A 13,731-nucleotide genomic window follows, 5' to 3' on the forward strand; every position below is an offset into this window, starting at 1 on the left:
ACACCGCATCTGCGGTACTACCACTGGAGAATCGCGATGTTCCTGTTAAATGTTCGTAAAACCGCTGGCGCACTCGGCCTGGCCATTGCCGCGACCACATTGGCTGCTGTCACGGGCCTGGCCCAGGCCCAGGAGGTCAAGTCGTCCACTCAGGATGCGCCGGCGACCAAGAGCTGGCAGACCGGCCTGCACCGCACCGATCTGCTGCACCGGGACATGGACGTTGCGGGACAGGAAGTGCTGCAGGTGCGCGTGGATTTCGAACCGGGCGTGGTCTCGCCCAAACATTCCCACCCGGGGGTTGAGGTGGCCCATGTACTGGAGGGCACGTTCGAGTATCAGCTTGAAGGGCAGCCTGCAGTGACACTCAAGGCGGGGGATTCGCTCTATATCCCGGCAGGGGTGGCGCATGTTGCGAAGAATACAAGTGCGACTACCAGCTCGGAACTGGCGACCTACATCGTCAAGAAGGGGGCGCCGTTAGTGAAGATTGTTGCTCAATAGGTGATGCGCTCAAGAAGGCGAGCATGCTGGAATTATTCAGCATGTTCGCCTCAGGAGCGCAACACTCAACCTCACAAAGCCTCCCGCAGCAGCCTCAGGTAATCCGCACTGGCGGAAATCGAATTATGCCCCACCCCCGGTATCACCCTGAGCACGGCCACCCCCGGAGCGAAATGCTCGAACAGCCGCTGGGTGCTCGAGCGCGGGATCACTTCGTCGTGCTCTGCCGCCATCAGCAGGGTCGGCACGCTGATCTCCCGGGCATATCGCCAGGACTCAAAACGATCCTGTAACAGCCATCGCACCGGGAAGATCGGAAACTGCCGCGCAGCGAGTTCTTCCAGGCTGTTATAGGGCGTGATCAGCACCAGGCGCGATGCCGGGCGCTGGCTGGCCAGGCGCACCGCGACCCCGGAGCCCAGGCTACGGCCCACCAGTGTCACCTGCGGGTGCCGGGCGTACACCTCGTCGAACAACCCCAGTGCGTCGCGCTGAATCGCTTCCTCGGTCGGCGAGCCAGAGCTGCCGCCAAACCCTCGGTAGTGCAGAAAATACAGCGCGTGATCGGAAAAGGCCGCTGAAAACGAGGGCAGGTTGCGCGACACGTCCTCGGCGTTGCCACCGAAATAGATCAACGCCTTGGGGCCCTCGTGCTCGCGCACCGAGACCAGCACCTGCGCGTCGGAACGGGGCAGCGTCAACAGCGCACTCGCCACGGATCGAGGCTGCGGGTAATAAATGAGGGCGCGCTGGAATACCCACAGCGCCATACAGAGCACCAGGTACAGCGCGATGACGATGCCTGCGATGATCATCAGGATGCGCGACATTCGACTAACGTTAGGGAGCGGCATTGACGACTCAAGGGTGGAAAACGGCGATCACTTGATCGCTGTCGCAGTGTAGTCGATCGGCCCCGTAGCGCGCCGGTCCGGGAGGGAAGCGATGCCCATCGCGCTGAAATCGCTGAATATTCTGCCTGCGGAAAGAACCGCGCTGATGCTGGGTTTTGCCTTCCATTTTTGTGTGCTCGCCAGCTATTACCTGGTCCGCCCCCTGCGCGATGCCCTTGGCCTGGAGGGTGGTGCGGACCAATTGCAGTGGCTGTTCAGCGCCACCTTCGTGGTGATGTTGCTGATGGTACCGCTCTACGGTGCGCTGGTGTCCCGGCTGCCGGCAACGCGTTTCGTGCCTTTGATCTATCGGCTGATTGCGCTGTCGATGCTGGTGTTCGGGCTGCTGATCGCCAATCACGTTGCGCCGGTGACCGTCGGGCAGGTGTTTTTTGTCTGGATCAGCATTTACAACCTGTTTATCGTCACGATCTTCTGGAGCGTGCTGGTCGACCGGTTTTCCAGTGATCAGGGGCGGCGGTTGTTCGGTTTTATTGCGGCCGGTGGCACCTTGGGCACCTTTATCGGGCCGCTGCTGGCCGCGACCATGGCCGTGCGCCTGGGCCCGATGGCCCTGACGCTGGCGGCGGCGGTGCTGCTCGAGATCGCCGTGCGTTGTTACCGGGCCTTGCTCAGGTGCACGGTGGCGCGTAGCGACAACCGCTCGCCGGATGACCAAAGATTGGGCGGCAGCATGCTGGCCGGCATCACGCTGATCCTGCGCTCGCGCTATTTGCTCGGGCTGGTGGCGTTCATGCTGCTGCACACCAGCGCCGCGACCCTTTTGTACTTTGAACAAGGCCGGATCGTCGCAGGCAGCTACGCTGATGTGGCAAGCCGCACTCAATTTTTTGCCCTGGTTGATTTGCTGGTGTCGGTGCTGACCCTGTTATTCCAGCTGCTGTTGACCGCGCCGTTGATCCGCTGGGTCGGCGTGGGCGGGGCGCTGGTGATGTTGCCCTTGGCGAGCGTCGTGGCCTTCTCGGCGATGGCCATGGCGCCGGTACCTGCCGCCGTTGCCCTGGCGCAAGGGCTGCGTCGGGCGGTGGAATTTGCCTTCGTTCGGCCGGCGCGAGAGGTGCTGTGGACGGTGGTCAGCCGCGAAGAGAAGTACAAGGCCAAGAACGTGGTCGAAACCCTGGTCTATCGCGGCGGCGATGCCGCCAGTGGCTGGCTGTCTGCAGGGCTGACGGCAGTGGGCGCAGGATTTGGCCTGGTGGCCCTGGCGATTTTTCCGGTTGCGGGCGTATGGGCAGGGTTGTGTTTCTGGCTGGCGAGGCGGCAGGAACAACGGGCGGCCAGCACCCGAATGGAGGAGCAACATCATGAGCCACACTGATGGAATTACCCGTCGCCGACTACTCACGCTGGCTGCCGGTGTCTCGGCGGTCTTCACGTTCGACCCAGCCGGGGCGCAAGCGCCGCCGATCGTCACAGGAGGCAAGAACATGCAGACCCGAGGCATTCCTTCCAGCGCCGAGCCGCTGCCCGTCGTTGGGTTGGGCACTTATCGCGGCTTCGATGTCGCCCCTGGGGACCCGGCCTACAAGCAACTGCCGGCCGTGCTTGATGCGCTGTTCGAGAAAGGCGGGACGCTGGTCGACAGCTCGCCGATGTACGGGCGCGCCGAGCAGACCACCGGTGAGTTGCTGTCGATCCACGAACCGCGCTCGCCGGCTTTCCTGGCGACCAAAGTATGGACCCGTGGCCGCGAAGAAGGCATTGCGCAGATGGAGCAATCATTCCAGCTGCTGCAAACCGACCGGATCGACCTGATGCAGATCCACAACCTGCTGGACTGGAAAACCCATCTGCCGACGTTGCGCGAATGGAAAGAGCAAGGGCGCATCCGCTACATCGGGATCACCCATTACACCGCGTTGGCCTATGACGAGGTGGAGGCGGTGCTCAAGGCTGAACAACTCGACTTCCTGCAAATCAATTACGCCCTGGATGATCGCGCAGTCGAGAAGCGCATTCTGCCGCTATGCCGGGAACGTGGCGTGGCAGTGATCTGCAACCGGCCGTTTGGCGGCGGTGGCCTGATTGCCCGCCTGAAGGGCAAGCCCCTGCCGGGCTGGGCCTCGCAGGTACAGGTCAATAGCTGGCCGCAATTGGCGCTGAAATTTCTGCTGTCGCATTCGGCGGTGACCTGTGTGATCCCAGGCACCGGCAATCCGCGTTACATGGCCGATAATGCGGCGGCCGGATTCGGCCCGATGCTGACCGGGGCGCAGCGTGAACAGCTGATTGACCTGGTGAACTGAGGAGCTCCAATTCGGCTCACCCGTTAACGTTTACCATCTTGTAGGAGCGAGCTCGCTCGCGAAAAAACCTGAGTACGCCGCAGGCTGTCAGGCACCCCGCGTTATCGTTAACGCCCATCGCCAGCAAGCTGGCCCCTACAGGTGATATCGGCAGCCGTCAGAAATTGACAGAAGCACTCAAGCGCGCCGTCAGCGGCGCGCCCTGGAATACGTAGTCATCGCCCATGTATTCTCCGGCATCGCGCCAGTAGCGCTTGTCGAACAGGTTGTCGACGCTCAGGCGAAAGACCGTCTCGTAACCATCAATACGCGTGCTGAATCGGCTGCCGGCATTGAAGATCGCGTAGGCGCCCGTTTCCACTTCGCCGACCTGGCTCGCGTATTTGCTGGCGCTGTACTGCACGCCACCGAGCAATGCCAGGCCGTCTATCCAGGGCAATGCATACTCGCCGGAAAGGCTGGCGCGCAAGGTCGGCACATTGATCGTCTGGTGGCCCTCATAAGCCGCCGTTCCCGTGCCGCTGACCCGCGAACGAATCGCCGCGACACTGGCACTGATCTGCAGGCGTTGGGTCGCCCAGCCATTGGCGGACAGCTCCAGGCCGGTGTTCTTCTGTTCGCCCTGTTGCGCGAAAGTGAAGGTACCGTCGTCGTTGGGGCGCGAATACTGATACGCCTGGCGAATCTGAAACAGCGCCGCGCCCAGGCTGATGCGCTGCCAGTCATACTTGACCCCGGCCTCGATCTGCCGGGACACGGTTGGCGCGAGGATTTCGAAGGCGTTGGTGGTAAACCACGCCGCCTCGCCGCCCAGGGACAGGCCTTTGCTATAGCGGGTGTACAGCGACAGGTTCTGCACCGGCTTGTAGATCAGTGCAGCCTGGGGCAGGAACTCGTAACGGCGGGTATGGCGAGTAGTTTCGCCCTGGCTGTCAAAGGTTTCTTCGTCCAGACGCACCGCGCGCCCGCCCAATACGGTTTGCCAGTGCTCGTTGAAGCTGATCCGGTCATTGAAAAACAACCCGTACTGGCGGCTGTCCAGACGCCGTTGGGAGTCATTGAGCGGGCCGTCATAACGCGCGAAGTCTGCAGGCTCGCTGTTAATATTAGCGCTGCCGATCATCACGTTGATCGGGTCGCGCTTGTCCACCACCCGGCGGAACGCACTGGTGCCCAAGGTCAGTTCGTGACCCAGGCCCGCCGTGTCGAAACGCCCGCTGAGGGTTGCCTGCAGTTCGTCGTTGCGACGGGTATCGTCGGGGCTGCGGAAGTCGTAGATATCGTAGTCGCCCTCCGGGCTGAAGTAATTCGGCACTGCGACGTCGGCGCAGCTGGCGGCACCGTAGCAACCCCAGGCGAACGAACTGTAGTCGTCGATCACCACCCGGCTGCGCGAAGCGCTGATGTCGGTTTTCCATGCATCACTGAAGCGGTACTCGAACTTGCCGTTGAGGTTCAGCGCATCGGTGCTGACCGGGTTGGAGCCGCTCTGGTGGGCCAGCAGTTTTTTCGGCGAGGCATGGTGCGGCAGTCGGGTGCCACCCAGCAGTTGGTAGCCGGGCGCCGAACGCTGTTCCCGGCTCTGGTACTCGGCGTCCAGTTGCAGCAGCGCATCGGGGCTGATGTTCCAGTCAAAGGCCAGGGAGGCAAAATCCCGCTGACCGTTGGCATGTTCAACGTAGGAATGGATATCTTCATGGGCCAGGTTGGCGCGCAGGCCGAACTGCTGTTCGCTGCCGAAGAACCCGCCGATATCGGTCGCCAGGTAGCCGCTGCCGCGGTCATCGGTCGAGACCGTGACCTGGCGCACTTCGGTCGGCCGCTTGGTCACGTAGTTGACCAGCCCACCGGGCTCCGACACGCCGCTTTCCAGGCCCGACAGGCCCTTGAGCAGTTCCACCTGCTGCTTGTTTTCCAGCCCGACGTTCTGTTCGCCAGTGATGGTGCGATCATTGATCCTGTAGCTGCTGGCGGAGTTGAGCGAGTAGCCGCGCACCACGAAGTTCTCGTAATAGCCGACCGGAGCATAGGCTTGACCCACCGAGGCGTCATTGCGCAGGACTTCGCTGAGCAGGCGCGCCTGTTGATCCTTGATCAGCGCATCGGTGAGGACCGTCACCGCCGCCGGGGTGTCGAGTAGCGTGGTCGTGTCGAAGCCGGCGACCGATGCGCTGTCGGCCTGATAGCCTGAGGTGTCTTCGCCGGTAACGGTGAGCGCCGGCAACTCGGTGTCGGCGGCCAGCGCGCTGTTGGCCGATAACAGGCCCAAGGTCAGTAAATTGAGGGCGGACAAGCCCTGGTGTCCTGTCCGGTAAAACCTGTCCATGCATACTCCTCGAAGTCTGACCCGCACTCAAAGCGCGCCATCATACAGAGGACGTATCCTGGCCGGCGATTGTTAATGCCAGCACCAAGGGTTTACACCAGATAGCGCTGGAACCAGCCCAGGGTCCTGTCCCACGCCAGGTTTGCCGCAGCCTCGTCGTAGCGGGGCGTGGAGTCATTGTGAAAACCGTGATTGGCGCCGGGATAGATGTGGGCCTCGTAGGTCTTGCTGGCGGACTTTAGCGCCTGCTCGTACGCCGGCCAACCTTCATTGATGCGCGTGTCCAGTTCGCCGTAGTGCAGCATCACCGGGGCCTTGATTCGCGGCACGTCTTTGGCCTCCGGCTGGCGCCCGTAAAAGGACACGGCGGCCCCCAGTTCCGGATAGGCCACGGCTGCGGCATTGGCGACGCCGCCGCCGTAACAGAAGCCGGTGATGCCGACCTTGCCCGTGGCGGCGTCAAGCTTCATCAGCCACTCGATAGCTGCGAAGAAGTCGTTCATGAGCTTTTCCGGGTTGACGGTCGCCTGCAACTCGCGGCCCTTATCATCGTTTCCCGGGTAGCCACCCACGGAGGTCAGCCCGTCGGGAGCGAGGGCGATGAACCCCGCCTTGGCAAGGCGTCGGGCGACGTCTTCGATATAAGGATTGAGACCGCGATTCTCATGCACGACCACCACCCCCGGCACCTTGCCCGGGGCTTTGGCCGGGCGCACCAGGTAGGCACGCACCTGCCCGTTGCCCTGGGGTGAAGGATAGGTGATGTACTCGGCAATAATGTCCGGGTCGGTGAAGGCGACTTGCTCGGCCAAAGCATAGTTGGGGCTCAGGCTCGCAAGCAGGGCGCCAGCGGTCAGTCCGCCGAAGGTGAATAGCGCCGCGCGGTCAAGAAACTCGCGTCGGTTGATCTTGCCGTGGGCGTAGTAGTCGTAGAGTTCGAGCAGTTGCGGAGCGAAGTCCTTGGCGGTCAGGCGGGGCATCGGCAGGTTTCCTCTTCGTCGATTGATTCACCATTGGGGCTTGGCCTGATCAGGCGTTCGGGTTGCCCAGGCACTGCGCCCCCGCCTTGGCCACCTGTGCATCCTGTTCGGCCTTGACGCCTGATACCCCCACCGCGCCAATCACCTGGCCCTCGACGATGATCGGTACGCCACCCTCCAGGGACGTCAGCAAGGGCGCCGAGAGAAACGCATGCCGACCGCCATTGACCATGTCCTCATAACCTTTGGACTCGCGCCGACCCAGCGCCGCAGTGCGGGCCTTTTCCGTGGCGATGTAGGCGCTGATCGCGGCAGCGCCGTCAAGGCGTTCCAGGGCCAGGGGATGGCCGCCGTCATCGACCACCGCGATGGTCACCGCCCATTGATTACCCAGGGCTTCAGTGCGCGCAGCGGCGAGGATCTGACTGACCTCGACCTGGCTCAAAACGAATTTGCTGTTCATGGGGATACTCCAGCAGGTGGGGAGGGCAGTGCCGCTTCGACCAGTTCGATCCAGTGCCTGACCGAGGTGCGACCGGCGCCGTCGAGGTGCGTTTGGCAGCCGATATTGGCGGTAGCAATCACGTCGGGGTGCCCGCTTTCCAGGGCATTGAGTTTGTTGTCTCGCAATTGTCGGGCCAGTACTGGCTGGGTCACCGAATAAGTGCCTGCCGAGCCGCAGCACAGGTGACTGTCCGGCACGACGGTGAGGTTGAAACCCAGACGTACCAGCACCGCCTCGACCGCCCCCCCGAGCTTCTGCGCGTGCTGCAAGGTGCAAGGGCAGTGGAACGCCAGGCGTTGCTCGGCCTGCACGCCAAGGGTTTCCAGGGGTTCGTCACGCAACACTTCAACCAGGTCCCTGGCCAGCGCACTGACTTTTTGTGCCTTGGCGGCATACGCCGGATCGGTGCCCAGCAGGTGCCCGTAGTCCTTGATGAACGCGCCGCAGCCGCTGGCGGTCTGCACAATTGCCTCGGCGCCACTCTCGATGCCTGGCCACCACGCATCGATGTTGCGCCGGGCGCGATCGAGGCCGGCGGCCTGGGCATCGAGATGATAATCCACCGCGCCGCAGCACCCGGCTTCGCGGCTCGGGGTGACGCTGATGCCCAGGCGGTCCAGCACACGCGCGGCGGCGGCATTGGTATTAGGCGACAGGCCAGGCTGCACGCAGCCTTCGAGCATCAGTACCTGCCGGGCATGGCGCGCGGCCGGTCGGGCTTTTGCCGGCCAGGCACTGCGTGGCAGTTTGGCGCGCAGCGTGTCCGGCAGGAGCGCCCGGAACACTTGACCGCTGCTGACCAGGCTCTTGAACAGCCCAGGGTTGGGCACGACGTTGCGCAGTCCCTCGCGCAACAGGCGCTGTGCCAGCGAGCGCGGGACCGCTGCATCGACCACCGCCCGGCCGATATCCAGCAGGTTGTGGTAATCCACGCCGGAGGGGCAGGTGGTTTCGCAGTTGCGGCAGGACAGGCAGCGGTCCAGGTGCAGTTGAGTCTTGCGCGTGACCTCGTGACCTTCCAGTACTTGCTTGATCAGGTAGATTCGTCCGCGTGGCCCGTCCAGCTCGTCGCCGAGCAGTTGATAGGTGGGGCAGGTGGCATTGCAGAAGCCGCAGTGCACACAGCTGCGCAGAATGCTTTCGGCTTCTTCGGCTCGGGGCAACTGGCGGGCCTGTTCGCTCAACGTGGTTTGCATGGCTCAGAGCTCCGCGTACAGGCGACCGGGGTTGAAAATACCCTGGGGGTCGAGTTGCTGCTTGAGGTTGCGGTGGTAGCGCATGAGGGCGACCGGCAATGGCTGGAAAGGGCTGTCGATCAATCCATGGCTGTAACAGGTCACGTGTCCGCCGACCTCGCTGACCACCTGGCGAATGAACGCGGCTTCAGCATCGGTCTTGAGCCAGCGCTGGGCACCGCCCCAATCGATCAGTTGTCGCCCCGGCAGTGACAGGCGAGGGGTATTGTGCGGTACGGACAGCCGCCACAGCGGCTGATCCTCATCGAAAAAACTCAGCCTGTGTTCGTTGAGATCGGCCCAGTACCCGGCGTCCAGCAGCTCGCCGCCCAAGCGTTCGTGGGCCGCGGCCACCGAGCCTTCGCCGCCTTCCAGGCGCAGGTGCAGGCGCGTGCCATCGTGGCAGGCCGCGCTGATCGGCAATGGCTGCTGGCCCCATTCGCTGAGGCGATCGAGGGCGCGTTCAACGTCGAGCTCCAGGCTGATGCTCAGGCATTGCCGAGGCCTGGGCAGCACCTTGAGTGATACCTCGGTCACTACCCCCAGGGAGCCGTAGCTGCCAGCCATCAGGCGCGACAGGTCGTAGCCGGCGACGTTTTTCATCACTTCGCCGCCGAAGCGCAGATGCTTGCCGTGGCCGGTGATTACCCGGGTGCCGAGGACGAAGTCGCGAACTGAGCCCGACCAGGGCCGTCGCGGCCCCGACAACCCGCAGGCGATCATGCCGCCGACCGTCGCGCCCTCGCCGAAGGACGGCGGTTCGCAGGGCAGCATCTGCTGCGCGCAAGCCAGCACTTCAGCCAGTTCCACCAACGGCGTGCCGCAGCGTGCAGTGATCACCAACTCAGTCGGATCGTAGCTGACGATGCCCCGATGGGCGCGGGTGTCGAGCACTTCTCCTGCAGTGATGCGCCCCAGGAAAGCCTTGCTGTTGGAGCCCTGGATGCGCAGTGGGGTAATGCCCTGCAACGCCTGGTTGACTTGCTCCAGAAGTGCGGCGCTGTCATCGAAGTCGTCTTCGTGGCGCATCAGAAACGCTCCAGCTCAGGGAAGGGCAATTGCCCCATGTGCACATGCAGCGCGCCGAATTCTGCGCAGCGGTGCAAGGTGGGGATGTTCTTGCCGGGGTTGAGCAGGCCAGCGGGATCGAACGCTGCCTTGACGGCATGGAACAGCGTCAGTTCATCACTATTGAACTGGGCGCACATCTGGTTGATCTTCTCGCGGCCGACGCCATGTTCACCGGTGATGCTGCCGCCGACTTTCACGCACAGCTCGAGAATCCTGCCCCCCAGTGCCTCGGCCCGATCGAGCTCCCCCGGTTGGTTGGCATCGAACAAAATCAAGGGGTGCATGTTGCCATCGCCGGCATGGAACACGTTGGCTACGCGCAGGCCGTATTCGGCAGACAAGGCGGCGATAGCCTGCAGCACGCCAGGTAATTCCCGACGCGGTATGGTGCCGTCCATGCAGTAGTAGTCCGGCGACAGTCGCCCGACCGCCGGAAAGGCGTTCTTGCGTCCGGCCCAGAAACGCACGCGTTCGGCTTCGTCCCTGGCCTGGCGCACTTCGGTGGCGCCGGCCTGTTCGAGCACTTGGCGGACCCTGTCGCAGTCATCGTGGACATCGGCTTCGACGCCATCGAGTTCGCACAGCAGGATGGCTTCGGCGTCCACCGGGTAGCCGGCATGGATGAAGTCTTCGGCGGCGCGGATGGCCAGGTTGTCCATCATTTCCAGGCCCCCGGGGATGATGCCGGCACCAATGATGTCGCCTACCGCACGGCCGGCTTTTTCGACCGAATCAAAAGCGGCCAGCAGCACCTTGGCGGTCTGGGGTTTGGGCAGCAGCTTGACCGTCACTTCGGTGATGACGCCGAGCATGCCTTCAGACCCGGTGAACAGGGCAAGCAGGTCGAAGCCCGGTGAGTCCAGGGCATTCGACCCCAGGCTCAGGTGCTCGCCCTCCACCGTGAGGATGTCGACCTTGACCACGTTGTGCACGGTCAGGCCGTACTTGAGGCAGTGCACGCCTCCGGCGTTTTCCGCGACATTGCCGCCGATGGAGCAGGCGATCTGTGACGAAGGGTCCGGGGCGTAGTACAGGCCAAATGGTGCCGCGGCCTGGGAGATCGCCAGGTTGCGCACACCCGGCTGGACCCGTGCCGTGCGAGCCGCAGGGTCGATGTGCAGGATGTTGTTGAAGCGCGCCATCACCAGCAGTACGCCTTGCTCCAGCGGCAGTGCCCCACCCGATAGCCCGGTGCCCGCACCCCGGGCGACTACCGGAACCTGCATCTCGTGACACAGCTTGAGCACCCCTTGCACTTCGTCCAGGTGACGCGGCAGCACCACCAGCAATGGGGTGGTGCGGTACGCCGAGAGGCCGTCGCATTCGTAGGGCTTGAGCTCTTCCTGCTGATGCAGCACTTCCAGGTCCGGCAGGCGCGCATGCAGGGCCTGTAGCAGGGCAGCCCGATCGACCTGCGGCAGCACGCCGTCGACGCGTTCATCGTAGAGAATGTTCATAGTCGCTTTACCCTACTCCTTTCATGAACGCCCGGGCAGCAGCCCGGGCGGGTAGGTCAGAAGCGCAACAACCGGCTGATCCCGTTTAATGCCCACCCACGACCATATCGCTGAATGGCGCCACATACGCCTGCAGCGTCACCAACCCGCCGACCAGAATCGCCAGGACGATCGAGTGAAAGAACACATACCGCAGGATTTCTCCTTCATGGCCATACCAGCGAGTGGCAGTGGAGGCCACCACGATCGACTGCGCATCGACCATCTTGCCCATGACCCCGCCGGAGCTATTGGCAGCGGCCATCAGCACCGGGCTGAGCCCCAGTTGTTCGGCAGTGACCCGCTGCAGGCCGCCGAACAACACGTTCGACGCTGTGTCGGAGCCCGTCAGCGCCACGCCAAGCCAGCCCAGCAGGGTGCCGAACATGGGGTAGAAAATCCCCGTGGCGGCAAACGCCAGGCCCATCGTTGCGTCCAGGCCTGAATAGCGCGTGAGGAAACCCAGGGCGAGCATCGCGACGATGGTGATCAGCGAGTAGCGCACCACCCAGATGGTGCGCACGTACTGCTTGATCAGTTGCGGAATCGAATAGCCCATCAACAGCCCGCCCAGGATCGCCGCGAGCAGGATGCCGCTGCCGGTGCTGGTCAGCCAGGTGAACTTGTAGACCGCTTCTTCGGTTTTTGGCGCAGGTACTACTGGTGGGACTTTTTCAATTTGCTGGTGGATCGTGCCAAAGGTGATCACCGGGGCAAAGATCGGATTGGCCTCGCGCAACGGTTTGCCTTGAGGATCGAGCTTGGCCGACTGGGTCACAGGATCAATGGCAGGCCGGGTATCGAACATGTTCTTGAAACCCTGGGTACCCCAGGCGAACACGAACACGGTGAGGATGATCCACGGCATCCACGCACGCATCACGGCGGACTTGGCATCCGTACCAAACGCGGCGCTGGCGACGGGTTTTTGATCGTGCTCGGCATCAATTTTCGAATTGTCGACGCGACCGGAAAGGGCTGCGGAGGTGTGTACGGTGGCCGGTTTCCACACCCGGAGGAAGCCGGTCAAACAGGCCATGGAGATCAGCGCAGCAATCACGTCCACCAGCATCGGGCCATGGTAGTTGGACACCAGGAACTGCGGCACGGCGAAGCTGACCCCGGCGACCAGGATCGCCGGCCAGATTTCCAGCATCTTGCGCCACCCGGCAAACGCCCAGATCAGCCAGAACGGCACGATCACCGAGAAGAACGGCAGTTGCCGACCGACCATCATCGACAGCTCCATCTCATCCAGGCCCGTGACCTTGGCGAGCGTGATGATCGGCGTGCCCAGTGCGCCAAACGCCACGGGCGCGGTGTTGGCAATCAGCGCCAGGCCGGACGCGGCCAGTGGCGAGAACCCCAGACCGATCAGAATCGCCCCGGTCACTGCCACCGGTGTGCCGAAACCTGCGGCGCCTTCAAAAAAGGCGCCAAAACAGAAGGCGATCAACAGCAGTTGCAGGCGACGATCGTCAGTGATCCGCGCCAGTGAGTCTTGCAGCACCTTGAACGAGCCATTTTCGGTGGTCAGGCGGTGCAGGAAAATGATGTTGAGTACGATCCAGCCAATCGGCAACAAACCGTTGGCGGCGCCATACAGGGCCGCTGAGCCTGCCATGTCGGCCGGCATGCCAAAGGCGAAGATCGCGATGATCAGGGCTGAGCCCAGGGCTAGCAGGGCCGCCAGGTGCGCCTTGATATGGAAGAACGCCAGGGCCGCCAGCATCACCACCACTGGCACGGCTGCCATGAGGGTGGAAATGACCGGGTTGTTGAACGGATCGTAGATTTGCTGCCAGACCATGTTCCACCTCTGCTTTTTATTGTTGGACGTGCAGACCCCGAAGGGGCGGTGGTTTCCAGTATAGGTGGCAATGCGCCGCTGTCAGGCCGGGGTTTTCGGGCATTTTGACGAATCATTTTGGTGCGCTGGCGTGAGCTAAGATGAGTACTGACCCGAACCCGACGACCGGAGGATTGCCGTGATGACTGAGCGCCATTTGGAACACAAGGAAACGCTGTCGAATGGATGCTCGATTGTGGTGAAGGCGGAAATTTTGCGCGATGGTTCGTTGAAGATGTTTATCGGCGTTTATCGGCCGGACGGGGTACCGGTTTCCGAGGACCATGATCCACGCCCGCATTTACTGGACATGGAAGCGGCGCTGGATTGGGGGGTAGATGTTGCGAAGGGGATCGGCAATGGGCAGAGGACGTTGGGGCCTTGAGGGCGCCATCGCTGGCAAGCCAGCTCCCACAGGATTTGTGGTTGACCACAGAGTTGGGTAAGTCCCAACCCTTGTCGGAGCTGGCAAGCCAGCTCCCACAGGATTTGTGGTTGACCACAGAGTTGAGTAAGTCCCAACCCTTGTCGGAGCTGGCAAGCCAGTTCTCACAGGATTTGTGGTTGACCACAGAGTTGGGTAAGTCCCAACCCTTGTCGGAGCT

12 protein-coding genes are annotated in these 13,731 nt (G+C 62.7%); 4 read left to right on the forward strand and 8 right to left on the reverse strand.

Features of this window, described 5'->3' with window-relative positions; all coding sequences use genetic code 11:
* Positions 1–36: 36 nt before the first annotated feature.
* On the forward strand, positions 37–504 hold the full coding sequence (locus tag EQV97_RS01825) for a cupin domain-containing protein (protein WP_240888262.1): 468 nt from the start codon (positions 37–39) through the stop codon (positions 502–504).
* A 71-nt stretch (positions 505–575) separates the two neighbouring features.
* Here EQV97_RS01825 and EQV97_RS01830 read toward each other — a convergent pair whose 3' ends face one another.
* Entirely contained in the window at positions 576–1,358 is a 783-nt protein-coding gene (locus EQV97_RS01830; RefSeq protein ID WP_240888263.1) for an alpha/beta fold hydrolase, read from the reverse strand.
* A 91-nt stretch (positions 1,359–1,449) separates the two neighbouring features.
* On the opposite strand from EQV97_RS01830, the gene EQV97_RS01835 reads away from it, so the two are divergent.
* A complete protein-coding gene (locus EQV97_RS01835; protein ID WP_240888264.1) occupies positions 1,450–2,736 on the forward strand; it encodes an MFS transporter in 1,287 nt (428 codons plus the stop codon).
* Positions 2,723–3,664, forward strand: a complete 942-nt coding sequence (locus EQV97_RS01840; protein WP_240888265.1) for an aldo/keto reductase — start codon at positions 2,723–2,725, stop codon at positions 3,662–3,664. The genes EQV97_RS01835 and EQV97_RS01840 overlap by 14 nt, the downstream gene beginning before the upstream one ends.
* 157 nt (positions 3,665–3,821) lie before the next feature.
* Here EQV97_RS01840 and EQV97_RS01845 read toward each other — a convergent pair whose 3' ends face one another.
* The 7 genes from EQV97_RS01845 to EQV97_RS01875 form a co-directional block, all read right to left on the reverse strand.
* Entirely contained in the window at positions 3,822–5,990 is a 2,169-nt protein-coding gene (locus EQV97_RS01845; protein WP_240888266.1) for a TonB-dependent siderophore receptor, read from the reverse strand.
* Positions 5,991–6,082: 92 nt separating this feature from the next.
* Positions 6,083–6,970, reverse strand: a complete 888-nt coding sequence (gene yghX / locus EQV97_RS01850; RefSeq protein WP_122840362.1) for a YghX family hydrolase — start codon at positions 6,968–6,970, stop codon at positions 6,083–6,085.
* Between the two features lie 49 nt (positions 6,971–7,019).
* Positions 7,020–7,433, reverse strand: a complete 414-nt coding sequence (locus EQV97_RS01855) for a heme-binding protein (RefSeq protein ID WP_122840363.1) — start codon at positions 7,431–7,433, stop codon at positions 7,020–7,022.
* The gene (gene glcF, locus EQV97_RS01860) at positions 7,430–8,671 is read right to left on the reverse strand and encodes a glycolate oxidase subunit GlcF (RefSeq protein ID WP_225571006.1); all 1,242 of its coding nucleotides are present in this window, start codon (positions 8,669–8,671) and stop codon (positions 7,430–7,432) included. Before glcF ends, EQV97_RS01855 begins: the two co-directional genes overlap by 4 nt.
* Before the next feature lie 3 nt (positions 8,672–8,674).
* A complete protein-coding gene (gene glcE / locus EQV97_RS01865; protein WP_240888267.1) occupies positions 8,675–9,739 on the reverse strand; it encodes a glycolate oxidase subunit GlcE in 1,065 nt (354 codons plus the stop codon).
* Positions 9,739–11,238, reverse strand: coding sequence for a glycolate oxidase subunit GlcD (gene glcD, locus EQV97_RS01870; protein ID WP_045057350.1), 1,500 nt, complete (start codon positions 11,236–11,238; stop codon positions 9,739–9,741). Before glcD ends, glcE begins: the two co-directional genes overlap by 1 nt.
* Positions 11,239–11,323: 85 nt before the next feature.
* The gene (locus tag EQV97_RS01875; protein WP_122840367.1) at positions 11,324–13,087 is read right to left on the reverse strand and encodes an L-lactate permease; all 1,764 of its coding nucleotides are present in this window, start codon (positions 13,085–13,087) and stop codon (positions 11,324–11,326) included.
* Between the two features lie 181 nt (positions 13,088–13,268).
* Between EQV97_RS01875 and EQV97_RS01880 the strand changes: the two genes are divergently transcribed.
* Positions 13,269–13,511 carry a hypothetical protein gene (locus EQV97_RS01880; RefSeq protein ID WP_045057348.1) on the forward strand — a complete coding sequence of 81 codons (243 nt, stop codon included), beginning with the start codon at positions 13,269–13,271 and terminating at the stop codon, positions 13,509–13,511.
* Positions 13,512–13,731 lie beyond the last annotated feature (220 nt).

Origin of the sequence: Pseudomonas sp. TMW22090, from assembly GCF_022496665.1 — a bacterium.
GTDB lineage: Bacteria > Pseudomonadota > Gammaproteobacteria > Pseudomonadales > Pseudomonadaceae > Aquipseudomonas > Aquipseudomonas gregormendelii.